This is a genomic window from Microvirga solisilvae (assembly GCF_022808595.1).
In the GTDB taxonomy this organism is placed as follows: Bacteria; Pseudomonadota; Alphaproteobacteria; order Rhizobiales; family Beijerinckiaceae; genus Microvirga; species Microvirga solisilvae.
On the sequence record NZ_JAKUCN010000001.1, the window covers coordinates 177,380 to 203,157 of the forward strand.

Annotated in this window: 25 protein-coding genes; 14 read left to right on the forward strand and 11 right to left on the reverse strand. The window is 60.5% G+C overall.

From position 1 onward, the window contains the following. Window positions 1-5: 5 nt before the first annotated feature. Together MJ639_RS00915 and MJ639_RS00920 are read right to left on the reverse strand one after the other, a co-directional pair. On the reverse strand, window positions 6-563 hold the full coding sequence (locus MJ639_RS00915) for a methyltransferase family protein (RefSeq protein WP_243367854.1): 558 nt from the start codon (window positions 561-563) through the stop codon (window positions 6-8). A 143-nt stretch (window positions 564-706) separates the two neighbouring features. Next, entirely contained in the window at window positions 707-1,717 is a 1,011-nt protein-coding gene (locus MJ639_RS00920) for a fumarylacetoacetate hydrolase family protein (protein WP_243367856.1), read from the reverse strand. 72 nt (window positions 1,718-1,789) lie between these two features. Between MJ639_RS00920 and MJ639_RS00925 the strand changes: the two genes are divergently transcribed. Next, window positions 1,790-2,878, forward strand: a complete 1,089-nt coding sequence (locus tag MJ639_RS00925; protein ID WP_243368995.1) for a TRAP transporter substrate-binding protein — start codon at window positions 1,790-1,792, stop codon at window positions 2,876-2,878. A 21-nt stretch (window positions 2,879-2,899) separates the two neighbouring features. After that, a complete protein-coding gene (locus MJ639_RS00930) occupies window positions 2,900-3,880 on the forward strand; it encodes an endonuclease/exonuclease/phosphatase family protein (RefSeq protein WP_243367858.1) in 981 nt (326 codons plus the stop codon). A 15-nt stretch (window positions 3,881-3,895) separates the two neighbouring features. Here MJ639_RS00930 and hmgA read toward each other — a convergent pair whose 3' ends face one another. Further along, window positions 3,896-5,263 (reverse strand): homogentisate 1,2-dioxygenase, encoded by a 1,368-nt coding sequence (gene hmgA / locus MJ639_RS00935; RefSeq protein WP_243367860.1) that lies wholly within the window; start codon window positions 5,261-5,263, stop codon window positions 3,896-3,898. Window positions 5,264-5,386: 123 nt separating this feature from the next. Here hmgA and MJ639_RS00940 point away from each other — a divergent pair, with 123 nt between their 5' ends. The 4 genes from MJ639_RS00940 to MJ639_RS00955 all read left to right on the forward strand — a co-directional run bounded on the left by MJ639_RS00940 (window position 5,387) and on the right by MJ639_RS00955 (window position 9,476). Beyond that, entirely contained in the window at window positions 5,387-5,884 is a 498-nt protein-coding gene (locus tag MJ639_RS00940; RefSeq protein WP_243367862.1) for a MarR family winged helix-turn-helix transcriptional regulator, read from the forward strand. Continuing rightward, the gene (gene maiA / locus MJ639_RS00945; protein ID WP_243367864.1) at window positions 5,881-6,507 is read left to right on the forward strand and encodes a maleylacetoacetate isomerase; all 627 of its coding nucleotides are present in this window, start codon (window positions 5,881-5,883) and stop codon (window positions 6,505-6,507) included. Before MJ639_RS00940 ends, maiA begins: the two co-directional genes overlap by 4 nt. A 79-nt stretch (window positions 6,508-6,586) precedes the next feature. After that, window positions 6,587-7,702, forward strand: coding sequence for a 4-hydroxyphenylpyruvate dioxygenase (hppD, locus tag MJ639_RS00950; RefSeq protein WP_243367866.1), 1,116 nt, complete (start codon window positions 6,587-6,589; stop codon window positions 7,700-7,702). A gap of 508 nt (window positions 7,703-8,210) precedes the next feature. Next, entirely contained in the window at window positions 8,211-9,476 is a 1,266-nt protein-coding gene (locus tag MJ639_RS00955; RefSeq protein WP_243367868.1) for a porin, read from the forward strand. A gap of 279 nt (window positions 9,477-9,755) precedes the next feature. On the opposite strand, the gene MJ639_RS00960 is transcribed toward MJ639_RS00955, so the two are convergent. Together MJ639_RS00960 and MJ639_RS00965 are read right to left on the reverse strand one after the other, a co-directional pair. Continuing rightward, window positions 9,756-10,637, reverse strand: a complete 882-nt coding sequence (locus MJ639_RS00960) for an alpha/beta fold hydrolase (RefSeq protein WP_243367870.1) — start codon at window positions 10,635-10,637, stop codon at window positions 9,756-9,758. A gap of 44 nt (window positions 10,638-10,681) precedes the next feature. Continuing rightward, window positions 10,682-12,739 (reverse strand): transglycosylase SLT domain-containing protein, encoded by a 2,058-nt coding sequence (locus MJ639_RS00965; protein ID WP_243367872.1) that lies wholly within the window; start codon window positions 12,737-12,739, stop codon window positions 10,682-10,684. 185 nt (window positions 12,740-12,924) lie between these two features. Here MJ639_RS00965 and dapA point away from each other — a divergent pair, with 185 nt between their 5' ends. The 3 genes from dapA to MJ639_RS00980 are packed head-to-tail and all read left to right on the forward strand — an operon-like array spanning window position 12,925 to window position 14,868. Continuing rightward, window positions 12,925-13,809, forward strand: a complete 885-nt coding sequence (dapA, locus tag MJ639_RS00970; RefSeq protein ID WP_243367874.1) for a 4-hydroxy-tetrahydrodipicolinate synthase — start codon at window positions 12,925-12,927, stop codon at window positions 13,807-13,809. Between the two features lie 6 nt (window positions 13,810-13,815). Further along, on the forward strand, window positions 13,816-14,289 hold the full coding sequence (smpB, locus tag MJ639_RS00975; RefSeq protein WP_243367876.1) for an SsrA-binding protein SmpB: 474 nt from the start codon (window positions 13,816-13,818) through the stop codon (window positions 14,287-14,289). A gap of 48 nt (window positions 14,290-14,337) precedes the next feature. Then, window positions 14,338-14,868, forward strand: a complete 531-nt coding sequence (locus MJ639_RS00980; protein WP_243367878.1) for a glycine cleavage system transcriptional repressor — start codon at window positions 14,338-14,340, stop codon at window positions 14,866-14,868. Window positions 14,869-14,937: 69 nt separating this feature from the next. On the opposite strand, the gene MJ639_RS00985 is transcribed toward MJ639_RS00980, so the two are convergent. Both MJ639_RS00985 and pyrE read right to left on the reverse strand, forming a co-directional pair. Beyond that, window positions 14,938-15,606 carry a LabA-like NYN domain-containing protein gene (locus MJ639_RS00985; RefSeq protein ID WP_243367880.1) on the reverse strand — a complete coding sequence of 223 codons (669 nt, stop codon included), beginning with the start codon at window positions 15,604-15,606 and terminating at the stop codon, window positions 14,938-14,940. Window positions 15,607-15,847: 241 nt separating this feature from the next. Beyond that, entirely contained in the window at window positions 15,848-16,432 is a 585-nt protein-coding gene (pyrE, locus tag MJ639_RS00990) for an orotate phosphoribosyltransferase (protein ID WP_243367882.1), read from the reverse strand. 459 nt (window positions 16,433-16,891) lie between these two features. Between pyrE and MJ639_RS00995 the strand changes: the two genes are divergently transcribed. Further along, window positions 16,892-17,551, forward strand: a complete 660-nt coding sequence (locus tag MJ639_RS00995; protein WP_243367884.1) for a response regulator transcription factor — start codon at window positions 16,892-16,894, stop codon at window positions 17,549-17,551. Window positions 17,552-17,596: 45 nt separating this feature from the next. On the opposite strand, the gene MJ639_RS01000 is transcribed toward MJ639_RS00995, so the two are convergent. The 4 genes from MJ639_RS01000 to rpoZ form a co-directional block, all read right to left on the reverse strand. Next, complete coding sequence (locus tag MJ639_RS01000) at window positions 17,597-18,295, reverse strand: gamma-glutamyl-gamma-aminobutyrate hydrolase family protein (RefSeq protein WP_243367886.1); 699 nt, start codon at window positions 18,293-18,295, stop codon at window positions 17,597-17,599. 8 nt (window positions 18,296-18,303) lie between these two features. Further along, a complete protein-coding gene (locus MJ639_RS01005) occupies window positions 18,304-20,475 on the reverse strand; it encodes a RelA/SpoT family protein (RefSeq protein WP_243367888.1) in 2,172 nt (723 codons plus the stop codon). A gap of 151 nt (window positions 20,476-20,626) precedes the next feature. Further along, complete coding sequence (locus MJ639_RS01010) at window positions 20,627-21,295, reverse strand: hypothetical protein (RefSeq protein WP_243367890.1); 669 nt, start codon at window positions 21,293-21,295, stop codon at window positions 20,627-20,629. A gap of 95 nt (window positions 21,296-21,390) precedes the next feature. After that, window positions 21,391-21,795, reverse strand: a complete 405-nt coding sequence (rpoZ, locus tag MJ639_RS01015; RefSeq protein WP_243367893.1) for a DNA-directed RNA polymerase subunit omega — start codon at window positions 21,793-21,795, stop codon at window positions 21,391-21,393. 411 nt (window positions 21,796-22,206) lie between these two features. On the opposite strand from rpoZ, the gene fabD reads away from it, so the two are divergent. The 4 genes from fabD to fabF all read left to right on the forward strand — a co-directional run bounded on the left by fabD (window position 22,207) and on the right by fabF (window position 25,707). Then, window positions 22,207-23,154 carry an ACP S-malonyltransferase gene (fabD, locus tag MJ639_RS01020; RefSeq protein ID WP_243367895.1) on the forward strand — a complete coding sequence of 316 codons (948 nt, stop codon included), beginning with the start codon at window positions 22,207-22,209 and terminating at the stop codon, window positions 23,152-23,154. A 12-nt stretch (window positions 23,155-23,166) separates the two neighbouring features. After that, window positions 23,167-23,904, forward strand: coding sequence for a 3-oxoacyl-[acyl-carrier-protein] reductase (fabG, locus tag MJ639_RS01025; RefSeq protein WP_243367897.1), 738 nt, complete (start codon window positions 23,167-23,169; stop codon window positions 23,902-23,904). Window positions 23,905-24,140: 236 nt separating this feature from the next. Further along, the gene (locus MJ639_RS01030) at window positions 24,141-24,377 is read left to right on the forward strand and encodes an acyl carrier protein (protein ID WP_009764365.1); all 237 of its coding nucleotides are present in this window, start codon (window positions 24,141-24,143) and stop codon (window positions 24,375-24,377) included. A 67-nt stretch (window positions 24,378-24,444) separates the two neighbouring features. Then, complete coding sequence (gene fabF, locus MJ639_RS01035) at window positions 24,445-25,707, forward strand: beta-ketoacyl-ACP synthase II (protein ID WP_243367900.1); 1,263 nt, start codon at window positions 24,445-24,447, stop codon at window positions 25,705-25,707. Window positions 25,708-25,778 lie beyond the last annotated feature (71 nt).

Genomic DNA, 25,778 nt, shown 5'->3' on the forward strand with positions numbered 1-25,778 from the left:
CATGATCAGAGAGCCCAGGGAATGAACATACGGGTCCGAGCCGAATAGGCGGCATAACTATCGGCCAGTTCGCTATGCGAGAATTTCCTCTCTTCCGCCTTCGCTGCGCTCCAGTACAGCGCGCCCATGACGGCCATGAGAGCTGCAAGCCATAGTGCGCCTGTAGCGGCCACACCTGCCGACCAGAACAGAAGATAAGAAGTATAGAAGGGATGCCGGATATACCTGTAAGGGCCCCCGGTAACGAGGAACTCCGGCGAATCTGTTGAGAAGACAACCGATAGTCGATGCGAGGCCTGCGTCGATCGGATCGCCCACCAGAAAAGCGCCAAAGACCCGGCATATAAGCAAAGCGCGACGGCGCACTGAGCAAGCCCTACCGGATAATAGGCATATGTGGCGACCGTCAGAAGGGTTCCTAAGGGAGTGATCGCGAACACGAGGCGCATCCCTAGGGAGCGTTCCTGCGTGTCGACGAAATGGGAGCGGGCGGCCCAGGCGAAGCTAACAAAGGCGATGATTACGGCGCTGCAAAGGACAACGCTCGGTGCGAAGGTGAACATGATTCAGGGTGCCCGGAAGTCGACGAAAACGGTTATGATTGTTCATTGTGATGATATATAATAACAACATAGTTGGCTAAATTGAACTAATCTGAGGTTGCATCTTTCGCGACCCCCTCAAAAACTTAAACGTGCACAATGCCTTAAGGGTAACGCGTGACTTCCTGCTCAATGGCGCCGAAGATCGAGTGGCCTGCTTTGTCCTTCATCTCGATGCGGATCGTATCGCCGAAGCGCATGAAGGGCGTGCGCGGTTCTCCGTGGAGGAGGGTTTCCACCGTGCGCTGCTCGGCGAGGCACGAGTAGCCCAGACCACCATCGGCGATTGTCTTGCCTGGTCCGCCATCCGCATCCTTGTTCGAGACGGTGCCTGAGCCGATGATTGTGCCCGCTCCGAGAGGTCGGGTCTTGGCCGCATGGGCGATCAGGGTCGGAAAGTCGAAGGTCATGTCTGTCCCGGCATCGGGTTTGCCGAAAGGCTTGTCGTTGAGGGTAGAGAGCAGGGGCAGATGGAGTCTGCCGCCATCCCACGCATCCCCTAGTTCGTCGGGCGTCACGGCGACCGGTGAGAGAGTGGAGGATGGTTTCGACTGGAAGAAGCCGAATCCTTTCGCAAGCTCTCCGGGAATGAGGTTTCTCAAGGAAACATCGTTGACCAGGACCACGAGGCGGATGGCTTTGGCCGCTTCCTCCGGCGCCGCGCCCATGGGCACATCGCTCGTGATCACGGCGATTTCCGCCTCGAAGTCGATGCCATGGGCCTCGTCCATGGCGGGGATCGGGTCGCGCGGGCAGAGGAAGGAATCCGACCCGCCTTGGTACATGAGCGGATCGGTCCAGAAGGATTGGGGCATCTCGGCCCCTCTGGCTTTGCGGACCAGCTCTACGTGATTCACATAGGCCGAGCCGTCCGCCCACTGATAGGAACGGGGCAGGGGAGAAGCGCAGTCATGCTCATGGAAGCGGAAGGAGGGCACGGAGCCGTGCTCGAGCTGTTCCGCAAGGTCACGAAGGCGGGGCTCGACTTTTTCCCAATCATCAAGGGCTTGCTGTAGCGTCGGAACAATGAAAAATGCATCCGTCGCGCGGGTGAGATCCTTCGAGACGACGACGAGACGGCCATCTCGGCCTTGCTTGAGAGAAGAGAGCTTCATACCCACCGACCGGTTGTTGTGCTTCGCTTAGGCCTGAACATAGCGCTTTCTGGGGAAATGCCCATGACGACGATAAAGAGAAGAAACTTCCTTAAAGGTGCCGGCCTCGCGGCTGCGGCCACCACGGTGGCGGCTCCTGCCATCGCTCAGTCGATGCCGGAAATCCGCTGGCGTCTGACCTCGAGCTTCCCCAAGTCGCTCGACACGATTTTCGGCACGGCCCAGACCTTCGCCAAGTACATGGCGGATGCCACCGACGGAAAGTTCCAGATCCAGGTCTTCGCTCCCGGCGAGATCGTGGGCGGCCTCCAGGCCATGGACGCCGTCGAGAACGGCTCCGTCGAATGCGCCCACACGCCGCTTTACTACTATATCGGCCGTGAGCCTGCGCTCGGCATCGCCACCGGCCTGCCGTTCAGCCTCAATGCCCGTCAATCCCATTCCTGGTGGCACTTCGCCGGCGGCAAGGAGATCATCAACGAGATCCTCGCGAAGTATAACTGCACCTCGCTGGTCTGCGGCAATTCCGGCGCGCAGATGGGCGGCTTCTTCCGCAAGGAGATCAACTCCGTCGACGACCTGAAGGGCCTCAAGTTCCGCATCGGCGGCCTCGGCGGTCAGGTCCTCGCCAAGCTCGGCGTCGTGCCGCAGCAGGTGGCTCCGGGCGACGTTTATCCCGCTCTCGAGCGCGGCACGCTGGATGCTGCCGAATTCGTCGGCCCCTATGACGACGAGAAGCTCGGCTTCCTGAAGGTCGCCAAGTATTACTACGCTCCCGGCTTCTGGGAAGGCGGCGCCATGCTGCATCTCGTCGTCAACAAGGCGAAGTGGGATGAGCTGCCCGCGCATTACAAGGCCATCATGGCCCAGGCTTCGGAAGCGGCGAACAACTGGATGCTCGCCAAGTACGACGCCGTGAACGGCCAGGCGCTTCGCCGTATGGTCGGCGCCGGCGCGGAGCTGCGCACCTTCTCGCCCGCCATCATGGAAGCCTCGCTCAAGGCGGCCAACGAGCTCTATGACGAGCTTTCCGCCAAGAACGCGAATTTCAAGAAGGGCTACGACTCGATGGTGGCTTATCGCAACGATGTGCTGCCCTGGTGGCAGCTCAACGAATACGCCTTCGACACCTTCATGATCCGCACGCGCGGCAAGGCGTAACGTTCGACGGTTGTGGCCTGCATGCGAGGGCTCAAGAAACGTTCCACGTTTGCGGAGCCTTTCAAACGCAGGCTGCTGCTGGCAGCAGCGCTGCTCCTGATCCTTGTCACCACCGCGAGCTTTTTCGGTTCGTGGTGGTGGCTGCTCGATATTGCCTCCCACTTTCGCATTCAGCTCACAGCTGCAAGCCTTGTGGTATTGGTGGCAGCCCTGTTTATTCATTCCCGGATCGGCATCTATTGCGGGATTGCTGCGGTGCTCGCAAACGCTCTTCCAGTGTTGCCTTATCTGGGAGACAGCGGAACAGCGCATGGTTCCGCTCAGCCGCATGTGAAGGTGCTGACTCTCAACCTGCATGGCGAGAGTACCGATCCTGAGGCGTTCAGGCTTATGATCGCTGCGGAAGATCCGGACATCATTTTGCTTAGCGAATTGCCCTGGAATGATGAGAGCCTTCCTGCGTCTTTGAACGCGCAATATCCTCACCGCGCAGCCGGCTTTAATGGTTCTCCATTCGATGTGGTTCTCTTGAGCCGTTGGACCGTTGCGAACTGGTCCGTCGATCGAAGTGCGGCTTCTTTTCTGCCTGTCCTGACCGCCCATCTCTGCGATCCATCCAGCGAAGAGCGCTGTCTCACAATCGTGGGGCTTCACTCTGCCCGCCCGTTCGGCAAAGGGGGAAGCCTTCAACAAGCTCAGCTCCGTCATGCTGCCGATGCGGTAAGAGCAGCTCCTGTAGGCAATGCCATCGTGATGGGTGATCTCAACATGTCGCCTTGGTCCGCCGGATTTCGTGAGTTTGTGCAATCGTCGGGATTGAACCCATATCCGCAGGTCCGAGGGATCGAGACAACCTGGCTGTCCCGCTTTCCGCTGTTCGGGCTTGCCCTCGATCATGTGCTCGCGGGCCCAGGCATCCGGATCGTTCAGGCCAGAGTAGGTCGTGATGTCGGATCCGATCATTTGCCCGTTATTGCCCACGTGACCTTTTTAGAACGGTAAGCACCAATACCATCCTCACTTCGGCTCCCGCTGGTTGGGATCGAAGTGCTTCTTCAGATCCTTCCAGCAATCGATGTAGTTTTCCTGAAGTGTCGGCAGTTCGGCGGCGTATTTCGTCACGCGCTGCGGGAAGCGCGTTTCGAACATGAAGGCCATGGTGCCGGTAAGCTTCACAGGCTTCAGTTCGCTATTGCTCGCATGCTCGAACGCTGTCGTGTCGGGGCCATGCGGGAGCATCTGGTTGTGCAGCGAAAAGCCGCCCGGCACGAAGCCTTCGGGCTTCGCGTCGTAGATGCCGTAGATCAGCCCCATGAACTCCGACATCAGGTTGCGGTGATACCAGGGCGGGCGGAACGTGTTCTCCGCCACCAGCCAACGCTCGGGGAAGATCACGAAATCCACGTTCGCCGTGCCGGGCGTCTCGGAGGGCGCGGTGAGTACGGTGAATATCGACGGATCGGGATGGTCGAACATGATCGCGCCGACCGGCGAGAAATGGCGCAGGTCGTATTTGTATGGCGCGTAATTGCCATGCCACGCGACCACATCGAGCGGCGATTGATTGATCTCCGTGCGATAAAGCTCGCCGCCCCATTTCACGAACAGGAAGGAAGGCGCTTCCTTATCCTCGTAAGCAGCCACCGGAGTGAGGAAGTCGCGCGGATTGGCAAGGCAGTTTGCGCCGATGGGGCCGCGATCAGGGAGGGTGAAGGCACCGCCGTAGTTCTCGCACACGTAAGCGCGCGCCGTGCTGCCAGTGATCTCGACCTTGAAGATCACGCCGCGCGGAATAATGCAGATCTCTCCGGGCTCGATGTCGATCAGGCCGAACTCGGTACGGAAACGCAAATTACCTTCCTGCGCGACGACGAGATATTCGCCATCGGCATTGAAGAAATATTCGTTGTCCATGGAGCGCGTGACGAGAAGCACATGCGCCGCCATGCCGGTCTGCGTATCGGAATCACCTGCTGTGGTGATGGTGCGAAGTCCGTTCACGAAAGTGAGCGCTTCATCCGGAATCGGCGTCGGGTCCCAGCGGAGCTGGCCGAGCGGCAGATCGCTTTCCTCTCGCGCAGCGGGGGCAGTGCGCATCAGGCCCTTGTCGACTTTCACATAACGGCCCGAGTGCTTCACGCTCGGACGGATACGGTAAAGCCAGGAGCGTTGGTTCGTGGCTTGCGGAGCCGTGAAGGGAGAACCTGAAAGCTGCTCGGCATAAAGACCGTAATTGATCTTCTGCGGCGAGTTGCGCCCGATGGGAAGGGTACCTTCCAGGGCCTCCGTTTCGAAGGAGTTGCCGAAGCCGGACATGTAGCCGGGCACGATAGCGCTTTGACGGGGCTGCTCGGATTGGAAGCCGGAGACGTTCTGAACGTTCATAGCGTTCTCCCTGAAACGGAGCCGTTGAATGTCACCACTGATATTGACCAAGCGGCTCGCAAATCTAGTTGCTAGTGCAACGAATTTATCATATTAGTTGCATATGCAACGAAAATGTCAACCATGACCCAAACCGCAGCCAAGAAAGAGGAACTCTCCAGCGCCACGGTGATCTTGGAGAAATTCCTGCCTTACCGCCTCAATGTGCTGGCGAGCCTGACCTCGAACGCGCTGGCGCAGATCTATGCCGAGCGGTTCGGTCTCTCGATCCCGGCATGGCGGGTTGTGGCGACGCTTGGCCAGTATGAGTACCGCACGGCGCGGGACATTGCGGCCCATGGGGTGATGCACAAGTCTACAGTCTCACGTGCCGTTTCGGCCTTGGAACAGCGCGGCCTGATCGCTCGGCGCCCTAATGAAGATGACCGGCGAGAAGAATTGCTGGAACTCACGGAGGAGGGGCGGGAGATTTACGAGGCCCTGGCGCCCGAGGCACTCGCCTTCGAGGAACGCTTCGTCTCCGTCCTGACGGCGGAGGAGCAGAAGGTTCTTGCCGCCCTGATCGATCGCCTGAGCGGTCATGCGCGGCTGCTGGCGCCCGAAGGGGAGGTGGAGGGGTGAAGCTCTACACTTACTTCCGCTCCTCGGCGGCCTATCGGGTCAGGATCGCTCTCAACCTGAAGGGCCTTCCTTATGAACCCGCGCCGGTCAACCTTCTCAAGGGCGAGCAGTCGGAAGCAGCGTACTGCTCCATCAATCCTCAGAAGCGATTGCCGTCTCTCGATATCGGTGGCACGGTTCTCACGCAATCTCCCGCCATTCTTGAGTATCTGGACGAGGTCTATCCCGATCCGCCGTTCTTGCCCGTCGGTGCCGTGAATCGCGCCAAGGTCCGTGCCGTCGCCTCGATCATCGGCTGCGATATTCACCCCCTCAATAATCTCGGGCCTCTCAATTATCTCAAGAAGAAGCTCGGTCACGATCAGGCCACGGCGGATGCATGGTATGCCCATTGGGTACGTGACGGGTTCGATGCCATCGAGGCTTTGATCGAGCCCGGCCCCTATTGCTTCGGTCAGCGTGTGAGCCTCGCCGACATCTATCTCGTGCCGCAGGTCTTCAACGCGCGGCGCTTCAATATCTCGCTCGATGCCTATCCGAAGATCGTCGCGGTGGATGCGGCCTGTGCCGAACTCCGCGCCTTTCAGGATGCCGCGCCGGAACGCCAGCCGGACGCGGTGTGAGAAGAGCGCATCCCTTGTGATGCGTTGAAGGGCAAATCGCGGCTCCTCGCTGAGCTGCAGTGACAACAGGAGGAAAGCCATGGGACCGTTCCCGCACGATGCACCGCCGCCGGCTATCAGCGAAGACAACCCGATGGGAACCGACGGCTTCGAGTTCGTGGAGTTCTGCCACCCCGATCCGAAGGAACTCGACAAGCTGTTCAAGACGATGGGTTTTTCCGTCGTTGCCAAGCACCGCTCGAAGAACGTGCTGCTCTATCGCCAGGGCGACATTAACTTCATCGTCAATGCGGAGCCCGGCTCCTTCGCCGAGCGCTTCGCCAGCCAGCATGGGCCATCCGCTCCGGCGATGGCATTCCGCGTGGTCGATGCGAAATACGCTTATGAGCGCGCTCTCTCCATGGGCGCCAAGCCCGCGCAGACACAGGTGGGACCCAACGAACTGGAGATTCCGGCCATCGAGGGTATCGGCGGACTTCAGATCTACTTCGTCGATCGCTACGGCTCGAAGGGCTCGATCTATGACGTCGATTTCGAGTGGTTGGGTGAGAAGGATCCGAAGCCGCAAGGCGTCGGCCTCTATTACATCGACCACCTGACCCATAACGTCTATCGCGGTCGGCTGAGCGAATGGGCGGGCTTCTACGAGCGCCTCTTCAATTTCCGGCAGATCCGCTACTTCGACATCGAAGGCAAGCTGACGGGCCTGCATTCCCGCGCCATGACAAGCCCCGACGGCAAGATCCGCATTCCGATCAACGAAGATGCGGGCGAGACCGGGCAGATCGAAGAATACCTGCAGGAGTATAAAGGCGAGGGCATCCAGCACGTCGCCCTGGGTTCGCATGATCTCTACGAGTCCATCGAGACCCTGATCGGAAATGGGCTCGAATTCATGCCGGCGCCCAATGACATCTATTACTCGCGGATCGACAAGCGCCTGCCCAGCCATGAGGAGTCGCTCGAACGGTTGCAGAAGAACGGTATCCTCATTGACGGCGAAGGAGTGGTGGAGGGAGGCTTCACGAAGGTGCTGCTCCAGCGCTTCGGCAAGACCGCCATCGGCCCGATCTTCTTCGAGTTCATCCAGCGCAAGGGCGACGAGGGATTCGGCGAAGGCAACTTCAAGGCACTCTTCGAATCCATTGAGGAGGATCAGATCCGTCGTGGCGTTCTGAAGCCGAAAGTGGCGTGAAATCGCTCTCTAAAGTTACGATTCGATGGAGGCCGGGTTCGTCCCGGCCTTCTTTTTGGGACGGTTGAGGCGCATCTCCGCCCAAATTGTGGATGGACTTATGCACAGCCTCACCCGTCCGTGATTCTCCGAAACAATGCTTCGGACGGTAGTTTACGCAGTTGCCGTACAGGCGTGAAAGCCTTGCAAATTAAGGATTTGTTAAGAACCGGGTTCAAAGTTTGCCGGAAAGGAAGGGGGCGAGGGTAAAAACGTTGCCTTTGTGCAACATGCCCCTGAAAAGCCCCCCGGCTTGCCCAGTTTGTGCCTTCATTTGGTTGCTTGCGGAACGGCTCTGGCTAATGTGGCACCAGCGACGGGGGCACCCCAGTCGTCATTTGATGAGTCCTAGCCACAGGCTGGGTCATCAGATCACTAGGGGAAAAGGGTGTGCTTGGAGCTTCACAGAAGTCTTCAAGGCACAACAAGCCCGACCCCCCAAGGGTCTCGAAACTTTGGAGGTTTAACCATGAAGCTCGTTAAGAGCCTTCTTCTCGGTTCGGTTGCGGGTCTCGCCGCCGTTGCCGGTGCTCAGGCTGCTGATCTTCCCGCAAAGAAGGCTGCTGCCGTTGAATACGTTCGTGTCTGCTCCACCTACGGCGCAGGCTTCTTCTACATCCCCGGCACGGAAACCTGCCTCCGCGTCGGCGGCCGTGCACGCGCTGAAATCCGTTATGTCGAGCCGGACACCCGCGCTCGTGACTCGATCGGCTTCCGCGCTCGTGGCCGCATCCAGCTCGACGCTCGTACCGCCACGGCTTACGGCCTGCTGCGTACGTTCGTCCGCTTCGAGATGACCCGCGACACCGGCGTGTATGGCGCTTCCGCCACGACCGCCAACGTCGACCAGGCCTTCGTGCAGTTCGGCGGCCTCACCGCCGGTCGCGCCCTGTCGTTCTTCGACAACGGCGACCTGCCGACGGGTCACATGGGCACGCTCCGCTTCTCGGACGCTCCGAACGTGAACCTGTTCGCCTACACCTTCTCCTTCGGCAACGGCTTCTCGGCCTCGCTGTCGGTTGAAGAAGGCCGCTTCGCTGGTAACACCTTCGATCTGACGCCTGGCGCTCCTGCCGACTTCTTCTACGGCGGCCAGCGCACGCCCGACCTCGTCGCTCAGCTCAAGTACTCCGGTACCTGGGGCTCCGCGATGCTCGCCGGTGCTGCTCACCAGATCCGCAGCGTTGCTATCCCGGTTGCTGGCTTCGCTGAGCCGGTCGTTCCGGACACCGAGTACGGCTTTGCTGTGACGGCTCAGGTTGGCATCAACCTGCCGATGCTGGCTGCTGGCGACGCTCTCTGGATCGCCGCGACCTACGCTGACGGCGCTATGGGCTACCTCGGCTTCGGTGGCGCTAACGGCCGCCTCGGCAGCGTGAACCGTCCTGTCGTCGACGCCTACTACGACGTCGATGGCGAAATCGACACCGCTCAGGGCTGGTCGATCGCCGGTGGTCTCCGTCACTACTGGACCCCCGAGATCCGTCAGAACGTCTTCGGTTCGTATGCTCGCGTTGAGTACGGCGCAGCTGCTGATGCCCTCTTCGGCACCCCGCTTGCTCCGGTCAGCGCGGACTTCAACGAGTGGCGCGTTGGTACCAACGTGTTCTGGCAGCCGGTTGCTGGTCTCGACCTCGGCGTCGAAGTTCTCTATGCGAACATCGACCCGCGTGGTCCGGATACCCGCTCGGGCGACGCCTGGGAAGGCCGCATCCGCGTTCAGCGCGACTTCTAATCGGTTCAACCCGATTGGTTAGAGGAAACCCCGGTGGAAACACCGGGGTTTTCTTTTTGCGTCGTTCTCGTTGTGAGGCGCGGGGATATGGCTTTTCCCAAGGCGCCAGTGCTCAGAAGACGCCAGAGTTCAGAACATCATCACTGATTTTGGAGAAGGCAGGCTCGGCTCACGGACGCGAGGTAATGTTCGTAGGAGGTTGTCGAAAGCTGCTTCGTTCATCAGTGACGGGTAAGGCACACTGAGAACGCTGCTGATGCCATGCTGATGAAGGCTGCTTTAAAGAGAGGTCTCAACTTTGACGATCAGGTTGCTGATCGCATGAAGAACCGCACCTTCCATCAACGGCGCGTGGCCTTGGCCTGGCACCGTGAGGGCCGTTAGGTGCGGATGGCGCTGCTGCATGGCAAAGAGCGTCTTGTTTGAGAGCAGGTCCGAGAGTTCGCCTCGGATGGCGAGAACCGGTACAGACGCCAGCCCTTCGAAGAGCTGCCACAGATCCGGCATGGGCTTTGTCAGATCCAATTCCTGCAAAGGCTTCATCAGGTTGGGATCGTAGCTGAGCACGAGGCGGCCGCTCTCCTCATGCCAGGTGCCGCGGGCCATGGCTTCCCATTGCTCGGGACCAAAGGCGGGAAACTGCGGGCCGGAAACTTGCTTCAGGATCTGCGCACCCTCCAGCAGGGTCGCCGGCATTGGCAGCTTGCCGACATAGTTGCGAATGCGGATCAATCCTTCAGACTCGATGACGGGGCCTACATCGTTCAGCACAGCGCCCGCGATCAGCCCGGGCTTTGCCACATTCAGCGCCATTGTGAGCAATCCGCCGCGTGAAGTTCCGACGAACACGGCCTTCTCGATACCTGCGACGGTCAGAACCTGCAGAATGTCACCGAGCTCGGTGCCGAGATCGTATTGTCGCCAGTCTGAAGTCCATGCCGACCGGCCGCGTCCGCGGTAATCAACAGCGAGAACGCGGCGGGGGCGGAACGCATCCGTGCTGAGCGCCAGAGCGAGTTCGTGAAAATCCTCGGAGTTACGCGCGAGGCCCGGCAGGCACACGACGGGAAGCGCTGCTCCCGACAAGAGACCGTAATCGCGGGCATAGAGTTTCAGGCCGTCCGAGGCCGATACGAAGAGATCCCGATAAGAACTGCTCATGAAAGACACGACATGGGTGGATATTCGATGAGCAGCATCCTGCCTCAATACGAGGTCTTTGTCGCATCCGATGTTGCAGCGGCTGCCGCAGAAGCTTCCGCCGGAGCAGGAGCGGGCTTGTCTTTCAGCCGCGCCCTGTAGACGTGCAGATTCTCCATGACACGTTGTACGTAATTGCGGGTCTCGTAGAAGGGAATGCGCTCCACCCAGTCAATCATGTCGACCTGGGGCGAACGGGGATCGCCATAGGCATTGATCCATTTCTTCACGTTACCGCCGCCCGCATTATAGGAGGCGAAGGCGAGGATGTAGGAACCCTTCCAATCCTCCATCAGCTCTCCGAGATGGGCCGAGCCGATCTTCGCGTTGTAGGACGGGTCTTCGATCAGCCGCTTCACATCAAAACCGACGCCGAAGCGCTGGGCTGTGCGCTTGGCGGTGGCGGGCATGAGCTGCATGAGGCCCCGCGCACCTGCGCTTGAGATAGCCTTGGGATTGAAGGCGCTTTCCTGCCTTGCAATGGCATAGATCATCGCTGGCTCAACCTCGTCGCCCACCGGCTCGAAATCCGGAATCGCGGCAAGAGGATAGGCGTGCTGATCGAGGGGGAAGCCGCGCTGGAGAGCGATCTTGCCGATGGCGAGAACCGCGCGGGGATTGCCCTGACTGGTTGCAAGAGCCGCCAGCGCATCAAGCTGTCCAGGGTCGTTCAATGTCTGGGCAAGATCGATATAGAGGCCGATGGCCAGTTCCGTCTCGCCTGCCTGTTGGAGAAGATTGACAGCTCGGAAGGGGATGCTGTTCTCGAAGACTTTGCGCTCGTCATCGCTTAGCGGCGCGACCGAGCGCAGGGAGACGGTTTCACCAAGCTTCTCCCGGGCAAGTTGCCCATAATAGGTGGTTGGGTGGCCGGCCGCCTTGGCATAGAACAGCTTGGCGTCCGCTGAGGCTTCAGCGGCTTCCGCCGCACGGCCCTGCCAATAGGCGACGCGCGATTGGGAGATCGGCGTGGAGGCGGTCTGCCCGACCGTGGCGAAGTGCTTTGCCGCCGTCGCGGGATCGCTCAGGAAGCGAAGCGCGATCCAGCCTGCATGGAACTCAGCCTCGATCTGCTGGGCCGGGGATTCTGCTGCATGATGGCTCGCCACCTTGTAGGCGGTCTGGGCGTCGCCCTTGTCGAGAAGCTCGCGGGTGATGAGGCGCTGCTCGGCCCACCATTCATCGCCGTCCACGCGCTGCTCGTGGTCGCGCGGCGCCTGCATGATGATGTTGGCGGCCTCGACCAGGTTCTTGCTCCGGCGCTGAAGCAGCGCGCGGGAGAACAGGTAAGAGGGATCGCTCCGCAACGAGGCAGGAACGGCTGCGAAGGCCTTCTCCGCTTTCTTCTTGCCCTGGAACACGCCCATGCGCGCTTTCACCAGGGTGACGTAATCCTGCCCGGCATAGCCCGCCGCACGCAGGGCTGCGCCCCAATTCTCCTTCAGGAGATGGCGTTCCATGCGGAACCGGTGATCGGCCTGGGTGAGCAGGCCCGGAAGGCGGGCGCGAATGCGGTCCTCGGTCTCGCTACCGAAGGTGTCCTCACGCCATGCCTGGCGAATGAGATCCGTGGCCTGCTTGTCGAGACCGTCATTCTTCAGGGCAAAACCATAGGCGATCCGCCCGCCGGCGGTCACGGGGGGCTGCTTGTCGAAGAAAGCGCGGATCTGTGCCGTGGAAGGGCGCTCGGAGAGGAAGGTGTCCTCCATCCGGCGCAGGAGCCGCGCCGTGACGGGCCAATCCGGAAAATCCTTACGGAAGGCGAGGATGCGCTCATGGCCCATGGGCAGGCCGCTGCGGATGGCGAACCATTCCGCGAGGGCCTGAGCGGCGGGGTCGGAGAGCTTCGACTTGAGGATCGCGGCTTCCGTCTCATCGTTGTCCCGATAGGCCTTGAAGATCAGCGGTAGCTGTTCCAGGTCCCCCATGGCCTTGGAGGGCGGCGCGAAGTTCTCCAGGGCTGTCGGCTGCGGCGAGCCGGCAGGTCCCTCATTCGCGTGAACGGAGAGAACGGACAAGTGGATTGCGGCGACAGACGCCAGAAGACGGACCGAAAGGCGCATTGTGAGGTTCACCCGCTAACCCCCATTTCGCCGCCTGTCTGTTGTGGCGACGTTTCACTTGAGGAAACACCAAGTGCCGCGCTAGGACAACACCCTAAAGGAGCGTTTGCGCGGATGCGACGCACCCCTTATGTGTTAAGCCCTTGGGCTCTCTCCCATCTGCCGCTTCTTACTCGAGGATTGTCATGACCCGATTCAAAGGCTCCATCACGGCTTTGGTGACCCCCTTCAAGGACGGCGCCGTGGATGAGGCTGCCTTCCGGGCCTTCATCAACTGGCAGATCGAGCAGGGCACCCATGGCCTGGTTCCCGTCGGTACCACCGGCGAGAGCCCGACGCTCAGCCACAAGGAGCATGACCGGGTCATCGAGATCTGCGTCGACGAGGTGAAGGGCAGGGTACCCGTGATCGCCGGTGCCGGCTCCAACAGCACGGAGGAGGCCATCGGTTTCTCCCGCCACGCGGAGAAGTGCGGCGCCGATGCGGTGCTGATCGTCACGCCTTATTACAACAAGCCGACGCAGGAAGGGCTCTACCAGCACTTCAAGGCGATCAACGACGCCATCGGCATTCCGATCTTCATCTACAATATCCCCGGCCGTTCGGTGATCGATATGTCGGTGGAGACGATGGCGCGCCTGTTCGAGCTCAAGAACATCGTGGGCGTGAAGGACGCGACTGCGAACCTTGCCCGTACCAGCCTGCAGCGCCAAGCCATGGGGCCTGACTTCATCCAACTCTCGGGCGAGGATGCGACGGCCCTCGGCTTCATGGCCCATGGCGGCCATGGCTGTATTTCCGTGACTTCCAATGTGGCTCCGCGCTTCTGCGCCGAAATGCAGGAGGCCTGCCTGAAGGGCGATTACGCGACGGCCCTGAAAGTGCAGGACCGCCTGATGCCGCTCCATACCAACCTGTTCATTGAGACCAATCCGTCGCCGGTGAAGTACGCCGCGTCCGTCCTCGGCCTGATGAAGGACGATGTGCGCCTGCCGATGATTCCGGTCTCCGATGGCACCAAGAAAGCAGTGCGTTCGGCCATGGTCCATGCGGGCCTGATCAACGCTTAAAGACAAATGGCAAAAGATCCGAAAAGCGGCCCCCGCGTTGTCGCCGACAACCGGAAGGCGCGTTTCAATTATGAAATCGTGGACACCTACGAGGCCGGCATCGCATTGACCGGCACGGAGGTGAAATCCCTGCGCACGGGCAAGGCCACCATCGGCGAGGCCTATGCCGGCCCGTCGGGCGAGGAGTTCTTCCTCTTCAACGCCTATATCCCGGAATACCTGCAGGCGAACCGCTTCAATCACGAGACGAAGCGTCCACGCCGCCTGCTGCTGCACCGGAACCAGATCAACAAGCTCCTTGGCGCCACGCAGCGCGAGGGCTTCACCGTGATCCCGCTCAAGATCTATTTCAACGAGCGTGGGATGGCGAAGGTGGAACTCGGCCTCGGGCGAGGTAAGAAGCTCCACGACAAGCGCGAGACGGAGAAGGAGCGCTCCTGGAACCGCGAGAAGGCGCGCCTCATGCGCGACAAGGGCTGACACGCGACGCCTGTGCTCTAACTTCCTTCCTACTTGGGAGGGATCAGCATGGCGTCCGTAGCTCTCGTTTCCGTTCTCGGCCCTGATCGTGTCGGGCTTATCGCCGCGATTGCGGAGCACCTGTTCGATATCGGCGTGAACCTGCGCGACACCACCTTCGCTTCGCTGGGGTCCGGAGCCGAGTTCCTGGCGATCTGCGAGCTGCCCTCGGGCCTCGAAGCGAGCACGATCGAAGCAGGCTTGAGGCAAGTGCCGGAATTAGAGGGCGCGGAGGTTCGCGCCGTGCCTTATGCCTTCGATCCGAGCCCAGGCCCTGCGGGCAGCATCACGCACCGCATCACCATCAGTGGCGGTGATCAGCTCGGTCTCGTGGCGCGGCTGGCGGAAGTGTTCAAGCAATACGATGCCAACATCGTGCGCCTCGAGGCGCGCAAGCTGTCGGATGCCGAAGGCGGGCTCTATGTGACGCGCTTTGCGGTCTTCATCCCGCAGGAGCGGGAGAGCCTGTGCCTCGCCACCGTCAGCAACACGGCGGGAGCACTCGGATTGGATTGCGACGTCGAGGCAAGCTCTCTCTAGCCTTGCCCTTTAAACGACAATGGCCGGGACGAGCCCGGCCATCTCAGCATTCGGCTTGAAACCGATACCTTACATCTCGAACTCGTCGTCCGATCCCTGTTGGCGGATCCCGTAGCGGCTTTCCAGGGCGCCGTTGCGCGGCTGCTGTTGCTGCTGCGGACGCGGGCGATCCGGGCGGTCGTTGCCTTCACCGGGCGCGCGCTGCGGGCGATCCGACGGGTCGCGGCCGATGCGGGAGGCGAGCTGCGACAGGTCGAGGAATTCATCGGCCTGGCGGCGCAGCTCATCGGCAACCATCGGGGGCTGGGTGGTGATGGTGGAAACCACCGACACGCGCACACCACGGCGCTGCAGGGCTTCGACCAGCGAGCGGAAATCGCCGTCGCCGGAGAACAGGACCATGTGATCGATGTAAGGAGCAAGCTCGAGCGCATCGATGGCGAGCTCGATGTCCATGTTGCCCTTTACCTTACGGCGGCCGGCGGAATCCACGAACTCCTTCGTCGGCTTCGTGACCACGCGGTAGCCGTTGTAATCGAGCCAATCGATGAGCGGGCGGATAGAAGAGTATTCCTGATCTTCCACGAGTGCCGTGTAGTAGAACGCACGCACAAGTGTGCCACGGCCTTGGAATTCCTTCAGCAGCCGCTTGTAGTCGATATCGAAACCAAGCGTCTTTGTCGTAGCGTAAAGGTTCGCTCCATCAATGAAGAGCGCTATCCGCTGCTGGCCTGACATAAGTATTCTCTGTTTGTGTCTGCCTGGGTGGCATAACAACCTGATGTGTCAGAGCGACATCTATTGTTTTTGCGATCAATACAGTTGCGCAATAAAAACGGACGTGCCTGAAAACAGGCTGTTATCAACCCTTTAGACGAGTAAAAACCGAAACTTCGAATACTTAATGGTGAGTAAACGAAAATGAGTCAAGTTGGCAGAAAGGGGGCAGTCAACCCTTAACGTGAAAAATAAACAATTTTTATGACTTGAGGCTGCGGCTGCCGGGTTTGATCGCCGGCAAAGCTGCGAGTTCGGGGGGCAGCTTGTCGGGTTCGTAGGCCGGAATATCGAGCTGGACCAGGGAGACAAGCGGTACGCCGAGATCAGCCTTGCCGCCGGAGCGGTCAATGAGGCAGGCCGCGCCCAGGACGTTCCCCGGATGGTCCTTGAGGGATGCCAGGCACTCGTGGGAAGACAGGCCCGTTGTCACGATGTCCTCCACCATGACGACCCTGGCGCCTTCCGGAATCGTAAAGCCGCGCCTCAGGACAAAGACGCCGTTCTCGCGCTCCACGAAGATGGCCTTGGCCCCCAGGTGCCTCGCGGTCTCGTAGCCCGGCACGATGCCGCCTACGGCGGGGGAGACCACGTAATCGACCGTTCCGAAGCGTTCCTTGATCTTTTCGGCAAGAGCCTTGCAGACCCGTTCGGTGCGAGCAGGATCCTGGAACACGAACATCTTCTGCAGGAAGACCGGGCTGTGCAGCCCTGACGAGAGAATGAAATGTCCTTCGAGCAAAGCGCCGGCGGAGCGGAATTCTTCGAGGGCTTCATTCGGGGTCATAATGGCATCTCCTTGAGTGCTCTTTGGCAGTTGGACAGGCGAGAAGCAAGGGCGTTCAGCGGAGAAGTCGTGCTGAGTCCAGGCCACGACGACCACTGTGTGGAAGCGCACTTGAATAACAATATGACATTCCATTTATACGAGGCCAAGAGATCATTGTCAGGCTATTGGCGATGATGAGAAATGTATATCTCCCTTCGCGCGAAGGTGATGCGGGAGATAAAGCCATAAAAGCATGATTAATGAATCGTGCGAGAGTGGGCAGGAGAAACAGATACATGCCGACATTCATCTTTTGCTTCTGCTGCGCGGGGATATGAATATGAAGACGCAGATAGAGAACTCTTTTTCTGATATGACAGCCGAGCCAGGAGCAGTTGAATGGCGCAATCATTCTGCAATCCGTAGAGCCACTATCATATGGTCTATGACGTCTTGGCTTTCCGTCGAGTCAAAGACATGAAGAACGCCACTTTGAAAGAGTGGGCTTGCTCGGTAAAGACAGTGCTGGTCGAACCCAGTGAGCTATTCCGGGAAGGCCTGAAACACATCCTGGCCGAGACGGTCTATGGCTCTGCAATCTTCGGCGAGAGTTTTGATGAAATCCAGCCCTTGCTGAATGCGAGGAGCGGCGTGTCTCTCCTGATCGCAGACGCGGCTCAGGATTTTGCAGCGACATGCGAACGGATTCGGTCCCTCAAGAAGCAGATCCCGACCATCCGAGTCGTCATGCTCGTCGAACGATATGATTTCAATCAGATGCTAGCTGCCATTGAAGCAGGGGCAGCCGCTTATCTCGTGAAGTCGACATCGCCCGAGGCACTCGTGAAGACCTTGGACCTCGTCATGCTGGGTGAAATGATTTTCCCGGTGACCATTTTCCCTCGGCTGCGAGAGATGGCGGCTGTGCCCCAAGCCGGCAAGGTAAAAGGATTGACCGAGCGCGAGACGGCCGTTCTCGAATGTTTGACGCAAGGTGAATCGAACAAAGAGATTGCCCGCAGGCTTGAGATTTCGGAGGGCACCGTCAAGGTTCATATCAAAGCGATCTTACGCAAGCTCCAGGTCAAGAACCGGACGCAAGCCGCGATGTGGGCATCTACCCATGCCGTTGACTGACGGCTCAGCGAAATGAAAGACAATTTCTGGCGCGCAGGGAGCAGTCTAACTTCTCTCTGCCGCCTGAATGAAGGCGCGGAAGATCGGGTTTCCGGGATGCTCCTGCCGCGTGAATGCTTCCTGATGCCACTGAACGCCGAGTGCGAAGCGATACGATGGGATTTCAACGGCTTCTATGACGCCGTCCTCGGCATAAGCGCTCGCGATCACATCCTTGGATAGCTCGACGACGGCTTCGCGGTGAAAGGTGTTCACCGTGAGTTCGCGCTGGCCGACGATGCGGGAGAGAAGGGTATCTTCCTTGATCGCCACGGGATGCAAGTGTCCGCGCTTGTCGTGCTCCATGATGTGCGAGCCCATCGCGCGCACATCCGGCGAGAGGCGGCAACCGTGGAGACCTGCGAGAACCTGCATGCCGTTGCAGATGCCGAGCACCGGCTTGTCGCGTTCGAGAAAGCTGCGCATGAGCGCAAGCTCCACGGCAAGACGCTCGGATTCCGGAGCCTTGGAGACCTGACCGTCGATGAACCACTCATCCGGAAAGGCGAAGCGGCCGCCCACATTCACGAAACCGTCGAACTCGTCGACGACATTCTCCACCATGTCCATGTGATACGGAATGCCGAAAGGCATGCCGCCTGCACCGTGAATCGCGATGAAGTAGTTCTTCGTCATGTCATAGCGCGTGCCGTCGACGCTGGTGTTCTCGTCCATGATGACGGCAATGCGGGGCTTGTTCGGCATTGAGAGTTCTATCCGGTAATGCGGTCGACGCGGCTCACCACGCGCTTGGCGCGCAGTTCCGCGATGATGGCGTTCAGGTGCTTCAGGTCCCACACGGTTAGATCGATGGTGACATCCGTGAAGTCCTGCGTGCGGCGCTTCATGTTGACGCTATCAATGTTGCCGTCATGATCCGCGATCACCTGCGCGATTTGTGCCAGCGACCCGGGCTCGTTGATCGATTGCAGCTTGATGCGCGCGGGGAAGCGCTGCGTGGAGCCGAATTCGAGATCCCAGCGCACGTCGATCCAGCGGTCGGGTTCGTTGTCGAAATCGGCCAGCGCCGATGATTGGATCGGGTAGATCGTCACGCCTTCGCCAGGCGTGAGGATACCGACGATGCGGTCGCCGGGCACCGCGCCGCCTTCCGGCGCGAAGCGGATCGGCATGTCCTTGTTGAGGCCACGGATCGGAATGCCGCTCGACTGCTCGCCGGACGATTTCTCGCCAGCGCCATCAGGCTCGCCGGCAATCCGGGTCTCAGTCCCGGTGCGGCGTTCTTCCTTGTAGTCGGGATAGACTGCGCGCACCACATCGCCGGAGAACATCTCGCCCCGGCCGACCGCTGCGAGCACATCCTCGGCGGAGACGCGAGCCAGGCGGGGCAGGGCGCCTTTGAGCTTCTCGTCGGAAAAGGGGCGTCCTGCACGCTCGAAAGCGCGCTCCAGGATCTGGTGGCCGAGGCCTGTATATTGCCGGCGCACGGCGGCGCGCGTGGCACGGCGGATCGAGGCGCGTGCCTTGCCGGTGACGACAAGTGACTCCCATGCGGCGGGAGGCGTCTGGCCTTCGGCGCGCACGATCTCCACCTCGTCGCCATTCTGCAATTCAGTCAGCAGTGGCGACATGCGGCCGTTGATCTTGCAGCCCACCGCCGTGTTGCCGACATCCGTGTGGACTGCATAAGCGAAGTCGATTGGCGTTGCGCCGCGCGGTAGGGCGATGAGGCGCCCCTTCGGCGTGAAGCAGAAGACCTGATCGTGGAAAAGCTCGAGCTTGGTATGCTCCAGGAATTCTTCCGGATTGTCGCCTTCGGCCAGAAGATCGATGGTGCGCCGCAGCCATTGATAGGCGCGGCTTTCCGTGGCGAGGCGCGAATTGTCGTTCACACCTTCCTTGTAGAGCGCGTGCGCGGCGATGCCGTATTCCGCGATCTCATCCATTTCCTGCGTGCGGATCTGCAGTTCCACGCGCTGGCTGCCGGGGCCGATCACCGTGGTGTGAATCGAGCGGTAATCGTTCTGCTTGGGCGTCGAGATGTAATCCTTGTAGCGACCTGGAACCATCGGCCAGCTCGTATGCACGGTGCCGAGCGCCCGGTAGCATTCGTCGAGGGTGCCGACGATGATGCGGAAGGCGAAGATGTCCGACAATTGCTCGAAGGAGACGGACTTGCGTTCCATCTTGCGCCAGATGGAATAGGGGCGCTTCTGGCGCCCCGAAACATGCGCATCGATGCCCTGGGCCTTCAGCTTGGTTGTCAGCGTCTGCTCGATCTCGTCGACGAGCTTTTCGCTCTTTGCTGTCAACTCGTGCAGATGCCGGTTGATGGCCTCGTAGGCTTCAGGATCGAGGTTCTGGAAAGACAGGTCCTCCAGTTCCTCGCGCATTTCCTGGATACCCATGCGCCCGGCAAGCGGCGCATAGATCTCCAGCGTTTCCTCGGCGATGCGCTTGCGCTTTTCCGGCGGCATGAAGCCGAGGGTGCGCATGTTGTGCAGGCGGTCGGCGAGCTTGACGAGAAGTACGCGCACGTCGTCGGCGATGGCGAGCAGCAGCTTGCGGAAGTTCTCTCCCTGCGCCGCGCGCTTGGAGACGAGGTCAAGGCGCTTAATCTTGGTGAGGCCGTCGACGAGGGCGCCGATCTGGGGGCCGAAGGTCTTGTTGATCTCTTCCAGCGTCGCCTCGGTGTCCTCCACCGTGTCGTGGAGCACGGCGGCGGCGATGGTCGCCTCGTCGAGCTTCATGTCGGTCAGGATGGCCGCGACTTCGAGGGGATGGCCGAAGAACAGGTCGCCGGACGCACGCTTCTGGTTGCCATGAGCCATCATGGCATACACGTAAGCGCGATTGAGAAGCGCCTCGTCGGCCGAGGGGTTGTAGCGCTTTACCCGCTCGACGAGTTCATACTGGCGCATCATGTCCGCCGACACCCTCCTTCAAAACGATCTATCTGGCTGAAATCAGAAGATTTTTAAAAGATATTGTAAGACGTCTTCTGACTGCAAGCTGAATACCTTGCCGCAGCCGGCTAAACCGCGCTGTGGTTAAGGGGACGGAAGGCGAACTTTATCAGGGTTTTAGGCGTTCGTAGCGCCACGTTTTGCGGTCGAGGATCAGCCGCGCCTTGCCCGTCAGCTCCCCACCATTGCCGGAGCCTTCGAGGTTCACACGCTCCGAGCCGCGCCAGCCTTTCACACAGTATGACCACTCGGCTCCAGGCATTTCTTGACCGAAATCGTAACCCCATTCCTTTCGGAAGGTGCTGCCGTCCCTTTTCCATATAACAAGAGCGTAGATATCGCCGTGAGGGTCATTGGTCACTGTTACGAACCGATTCTTGTCTGGAGAGAACCAGGGAAACCCGTCGATATCAGTAGTCTTGCCGGTTCGCATGTCGATGAGTTTATACGCTCCACCCTCATAATAGCCGACATGAACTACCCACAGGTTCTGCTCAGGGAGCACATCTGCCAAAGCATATTTTACGCACTCGGCCGTAGGCGCGTCGTCACTGCAATCGGTATCTTTGAAGACAACTGGACCGGGGGCGGTCGTGATCTGGAGGATCTGGTTGTTTCGCACCGCTCTTCCTTGGGCTTTCTTCAGTGCCAAGGCTTCGCCATCGCGGTAAGCTGGTTCATGCCCGCATTCCGCAAGAGCAGGTACGATTATCCCTGCACTTGTGCCGATCAGTGCTAGTAAAGCAATGGTCCAAGGCTTGGCTGGATATCGGCGCATGTAAGGTCTCGGAAACGATCCACGCCCTAGGAATATCGTAACAAAAAGCCCGGCGCTAGGCCGGGCTTTCGTAAATTCTTTAAAGACCTTTGAAATCATTCGCGGTCGTCGTCGTCCGAGCTGTTGTTGCTCGGGGGGACGAGGCCTTCGAGGCCGCGGAGCAGGTCTTCCTCGCTCATGCGGTCGAACTGGACGTCCGCGTCGTTGTCGCTGCCCGAAGCGGCAGCGGTGCCGCCGAGCATCGGGACGGCTTCGGCTTCCGGTTCGTCCACCTCGACATACTTCTGCATGGAGTGGATGAGCTGCTCCTTCAGATCGTCGGGAGCAATGGTCTCGTCCGCGATCTCGCGGAGAGCCACGACGGGGTTCTTGTCGCGGTCGCGGTCGATGGTGAGCGGCGAGCCCGAGGAAATCAGGCGGGCGCGGTGGCTGGCCAGCAGCACGAGCTCAAACCGGTTGTCGACCTTGTCGATGCAGTCTTCGACGGTCACGCGAGCCATGCGGGCGCTCCTTATTCAGGTTCATCAATAGCGGAAGGGCGACCGGATACACCGGATGGCTCAAGAAAACAAGAGGAAGCGTTCCCGGACAGGGACTTAAACCCCAGCCTTGCCGCCAAGTGCAGTCCCGCACGCCGACGGCCCCGCTGTCACGAATATGTTGCAACATAGGGAGTATGGGGGCCGCATGAGGATCTTGAAGAGGTTTGCGCAGCGAGTTCTGCACTGGATCGAGCGCCTGTCAGCGGGGCTTTTAACCCGCAAGCCGCAATTTGACCGGAGCCTCCTGAAAGGCTGGCGGCAGCTTATCTGAGGGCTGGATAAGGCCTTGAAACGCGCTGTTTGCCTTGACTCTGAGCCCCGCGAGTGCGAGTTCCGCGCGGATTCGATGCAATAAAGGTTCCGCTCCCGATGAAGCGCGCATTCATTTTCCCGGGCCAGGGCAGCCAGGCCGTGGGCATGGGCAAGGCCCTCGCCGATGCCTTTCCCCAGGCCAAGGCCGTGTTCGACGAGGTGGACGAGGCTCTCTCGCAGAAGCTCTCCACCCTCATGTGGGATGGTCCCGCCGAGGAGCTGACCCTCACTGCCAACACCCAGCCGGCCCTGATGGCCGTGAGCCTCGCCGCCATGCGCGTGCTGGAGGCCGAGGCCGGGCTCGATCTCAAAAAGCATGCCGCCTTCGTTGCCGGTCACTCGCTGGGCGAATATTCGGCCCTTGCCGCTGCGGGCAGCCTCTCCATCGCCGACACGGCCCGACTGCTCCGCATTCGCGGCAATGCCATGCAGAATGCCGTGCCCGTCGGGCAGGGCGCCATGGCCGCTCTCCTCGGCCTTGAATATGACACCGCCCTTGAGGTTGCCAAAGCGGCAGCCCAGGGCGAAGTCTGCGATGCAGCCAACGACAATGGCGGTGCGCAGGTCGTCGTCTCGGGCCACAAGGCCGCCGTCGAGCGCGCGGTGACCATCGCTCAGGAAAAGGGCGCCAAGCGCGCCGTGATGCTGGCCGTATCCGCCCCCTTCCATTGCGCCCTCATGCAGCCCGCCGCCGACGCCATGCGCGAGGCTCTGGCGGGTGTCACCGTGAACGCTCCCGTCGTTACGGTGGTCGCCAATGTGGAGGCTGCCCCGATCACCGATCCTGCCGCGATCAAGGATGCCCTGGTCCGTCAGGTCACGGGCACGGTCCGCTGGCGCGAATGCGTGGCCTATATGGCCGCTCAGGGCGTTGAATCATTTTATGAGGTTGGCTCGGGTAAGGTCCTGACAGGCCTTGTGAAACGCATCGCGGCGGGCGCCACGTCCAGCGCCATCGGCACCCCCGACGACGTCGCCGCCTTCAAAGCTTCCCTGCAAGGATAAGAGGAGAGCCTCATGTTCGATCTGACTGGCCGCAAGGCTCTCATTACCGGTGCGACCGGCGGCATCGGCGGCTCCATCGCCCGTGCCCTCCATGCCCGTGGCGCCACCGTGACCATCTCCGGCACCCGCCGCGCTGCTCTCGACGAGCTGGCCGCCTCGCTCGGCGAACGCGTCCACGTGGTCGAGGCGAACCTCGCCGACAAGGATTCCGTCGAAGCCCTCGTTCCCGCCGCCGAGGCAGCCATGGACGGCCTCGACATCCTCGTGAACAACGCGGGCGTGACCAAGGACAACCTGTTCATGCGCATGAAGGACGAGGAGTGGGACACGGTGATCGCCGTCAACCTCACCGCTTCCTTCCGCCTGTCCCGCGCCGCCGTGAAGGGCATGATGCGCCGCCGCTATGGCCGCATCGTCAATATCGGCTCTGTCGTGGGCTCCACCGGCAATCCGGGGCAGGGCAACTACGCAGCCTCCAAGGCCGGCCTTATCGGCATGACCAAGGCGCTCGCTGCCGAGGTGGCAAGCCGCAACATCACCGTGAACCTGGTCGCGCCGGGCTTCATCGAATCCCCGATGACCGAGGTTCTCAACGATAAGCAGCGCGAGGGAATCCTTGGCACCATCCCTATGGGAAGGTTGGGCCAGGGCGATGAAATCGCCTCGTCGGTTGTGTATCTCGCCTCCAACGAAGCCGGCTACGTAACGGGGCACACCCTGCACGTAAACGGCGGAATGGCCATGTTCTAGAATAACTTAGCGGCATCTGCGGAATCTGTTCGCAGGTGCCGCTGGCCTCTCGCCAGAGAGGATAAGCTTGTGTTAAGCATGAGCCCGATCACGCCAAAGGGGTTGACCGGCGCGCAAAAATACGGCTTTGCACGGCGCAAGGTAGCCGTTTCAGCGTTGTCAGCTGAGCAGCTGATCTAAGTTTCGATTTTTAATCCGCCCAATTCCTGAGGCGGCAGCCACTGAGGAAGAAAACGATGAGTGACGTCGCTGATCGCGTGAAGAAGATTGTTGTCGAGCACCTGGGCGTCGAAGCCGACAAGGTGACGGACAACGCCAACTTCATCGACGACCTGGGCGCCGACAGCCTCGACACGGTCGAGCTGGTGATGGCCTTCGAAGAAGAGTTCAACGTCGAGATCCCGGACGATGCAGCCGAGACCATCGTCACGGTTGGCGATGCCATCCGCTTCCTCGAGAAGAACGCAGCCTAAGTAGGTTGACGGGCGTCGGGTGAGTCACCTGACGCCCGATTTTTATTTAAAGATAGGGTCAAACGTTATGCGCCGGGTTGTCGTTACTGGTCTTGGCATGGTCACTCCGCTGGGCAATGGGGTCGATACCACATGGTCCCGCCTGATCGAGGGACAGAGCGGCGCTAACAAGATCACCGACTTCCAGGTCGATGATCTTGCCTGCCAGATCGCCTGCCAGATCCCGGTCGGCGACGGCTCCGCCGGCACCTTCAATCCCGACGAGTGGATGGAGCCGAAGGAGCAGCGCAAGGTCGATCCGTTCATCGTCTATGCCATGGCGGCCTCCACCCAGGCCCTGCGCGACGCAGGCTGGGCCCCGAAATCCTACGAGGATCAATGCGCCACGGGCGTGCTGATCGGCTCCGGCATCGGCGGCATCGGCGGCATCTATGAGGCTTCGGCCACCCTGATCGAGCGCGGCCCGCGCCGCATCTCGCCCTTCTTCATCCCCGGCCGTCTCATCAACCTCGCAGGCGGCTACGTTTCCATCGAGCACGGCCTGAAAGGTCCGAACCACGCGGTGGTGACGGCCTGCTCCACAGGCTCGCACGCCATCGGCGATGCGGCGCGCCTGATCGCCCTGGGTGATGCGGACGTGATGGTGGCCGGCGGCACGGAATCCCCGGTCAACCGCCTCTCGATCGCAGGCTTTGCTGCCTGCCGTGCGCTCTCCACCGGCTACAACGACACGCCTGAGAAGGCTTCGCGTCCCTACGACAAGGATCGCGACGGCTTCGTCATGGGCGAGGGCGCCGGCGTCGTGGTGCTGGAAGAGTACGAGCACGCCAAGGCGCGCGGCGCGAAGATCTATGCCGAGGTCATCGGCTATGGTCTCTCGGGCGACGCCTATCACATCACCTCGCCCTCCGAAGACGGCGACGGCGCCTATCGCTGCATGTCCGCTGCCCTCAAGCGCGCGGGCATCCCGGTCTCCGAGATCGACTACGTGAACGCCCACGGCACCTCGACCCCGCTCGGTGACGAGCTGGAACTGAAGGCCGTCGAGCGCATTGTCGGCAACGCTGCCGGCAAGCTCTCCATGTCGTCCACCAAGTCGGCGGTCGGCCACCTGCTGGGCGCTGCCGGCGCTGTCGAGGCGATCTTCTCGATCCTCGCCATGCGCGATGGCATCATTCCGCCCACGATCAACCTCGACAATCCGTCGGTTGAAACCGCCATCGACCTCGTGCCGAAGGTGGCCAAGCGCAAGGAAGTCAACGTGGCCCTGTCGAACTCCTTCGGATTCGGTGGCACCAATGCCTCGCTGATCTTCCGTCGGGTTGCCTGAGGATAGCGCTTCATCGTTACGGCTTTTCGCCATAATCCCCGTTAGGGTGTCGAACGAGTCACCACGCACAA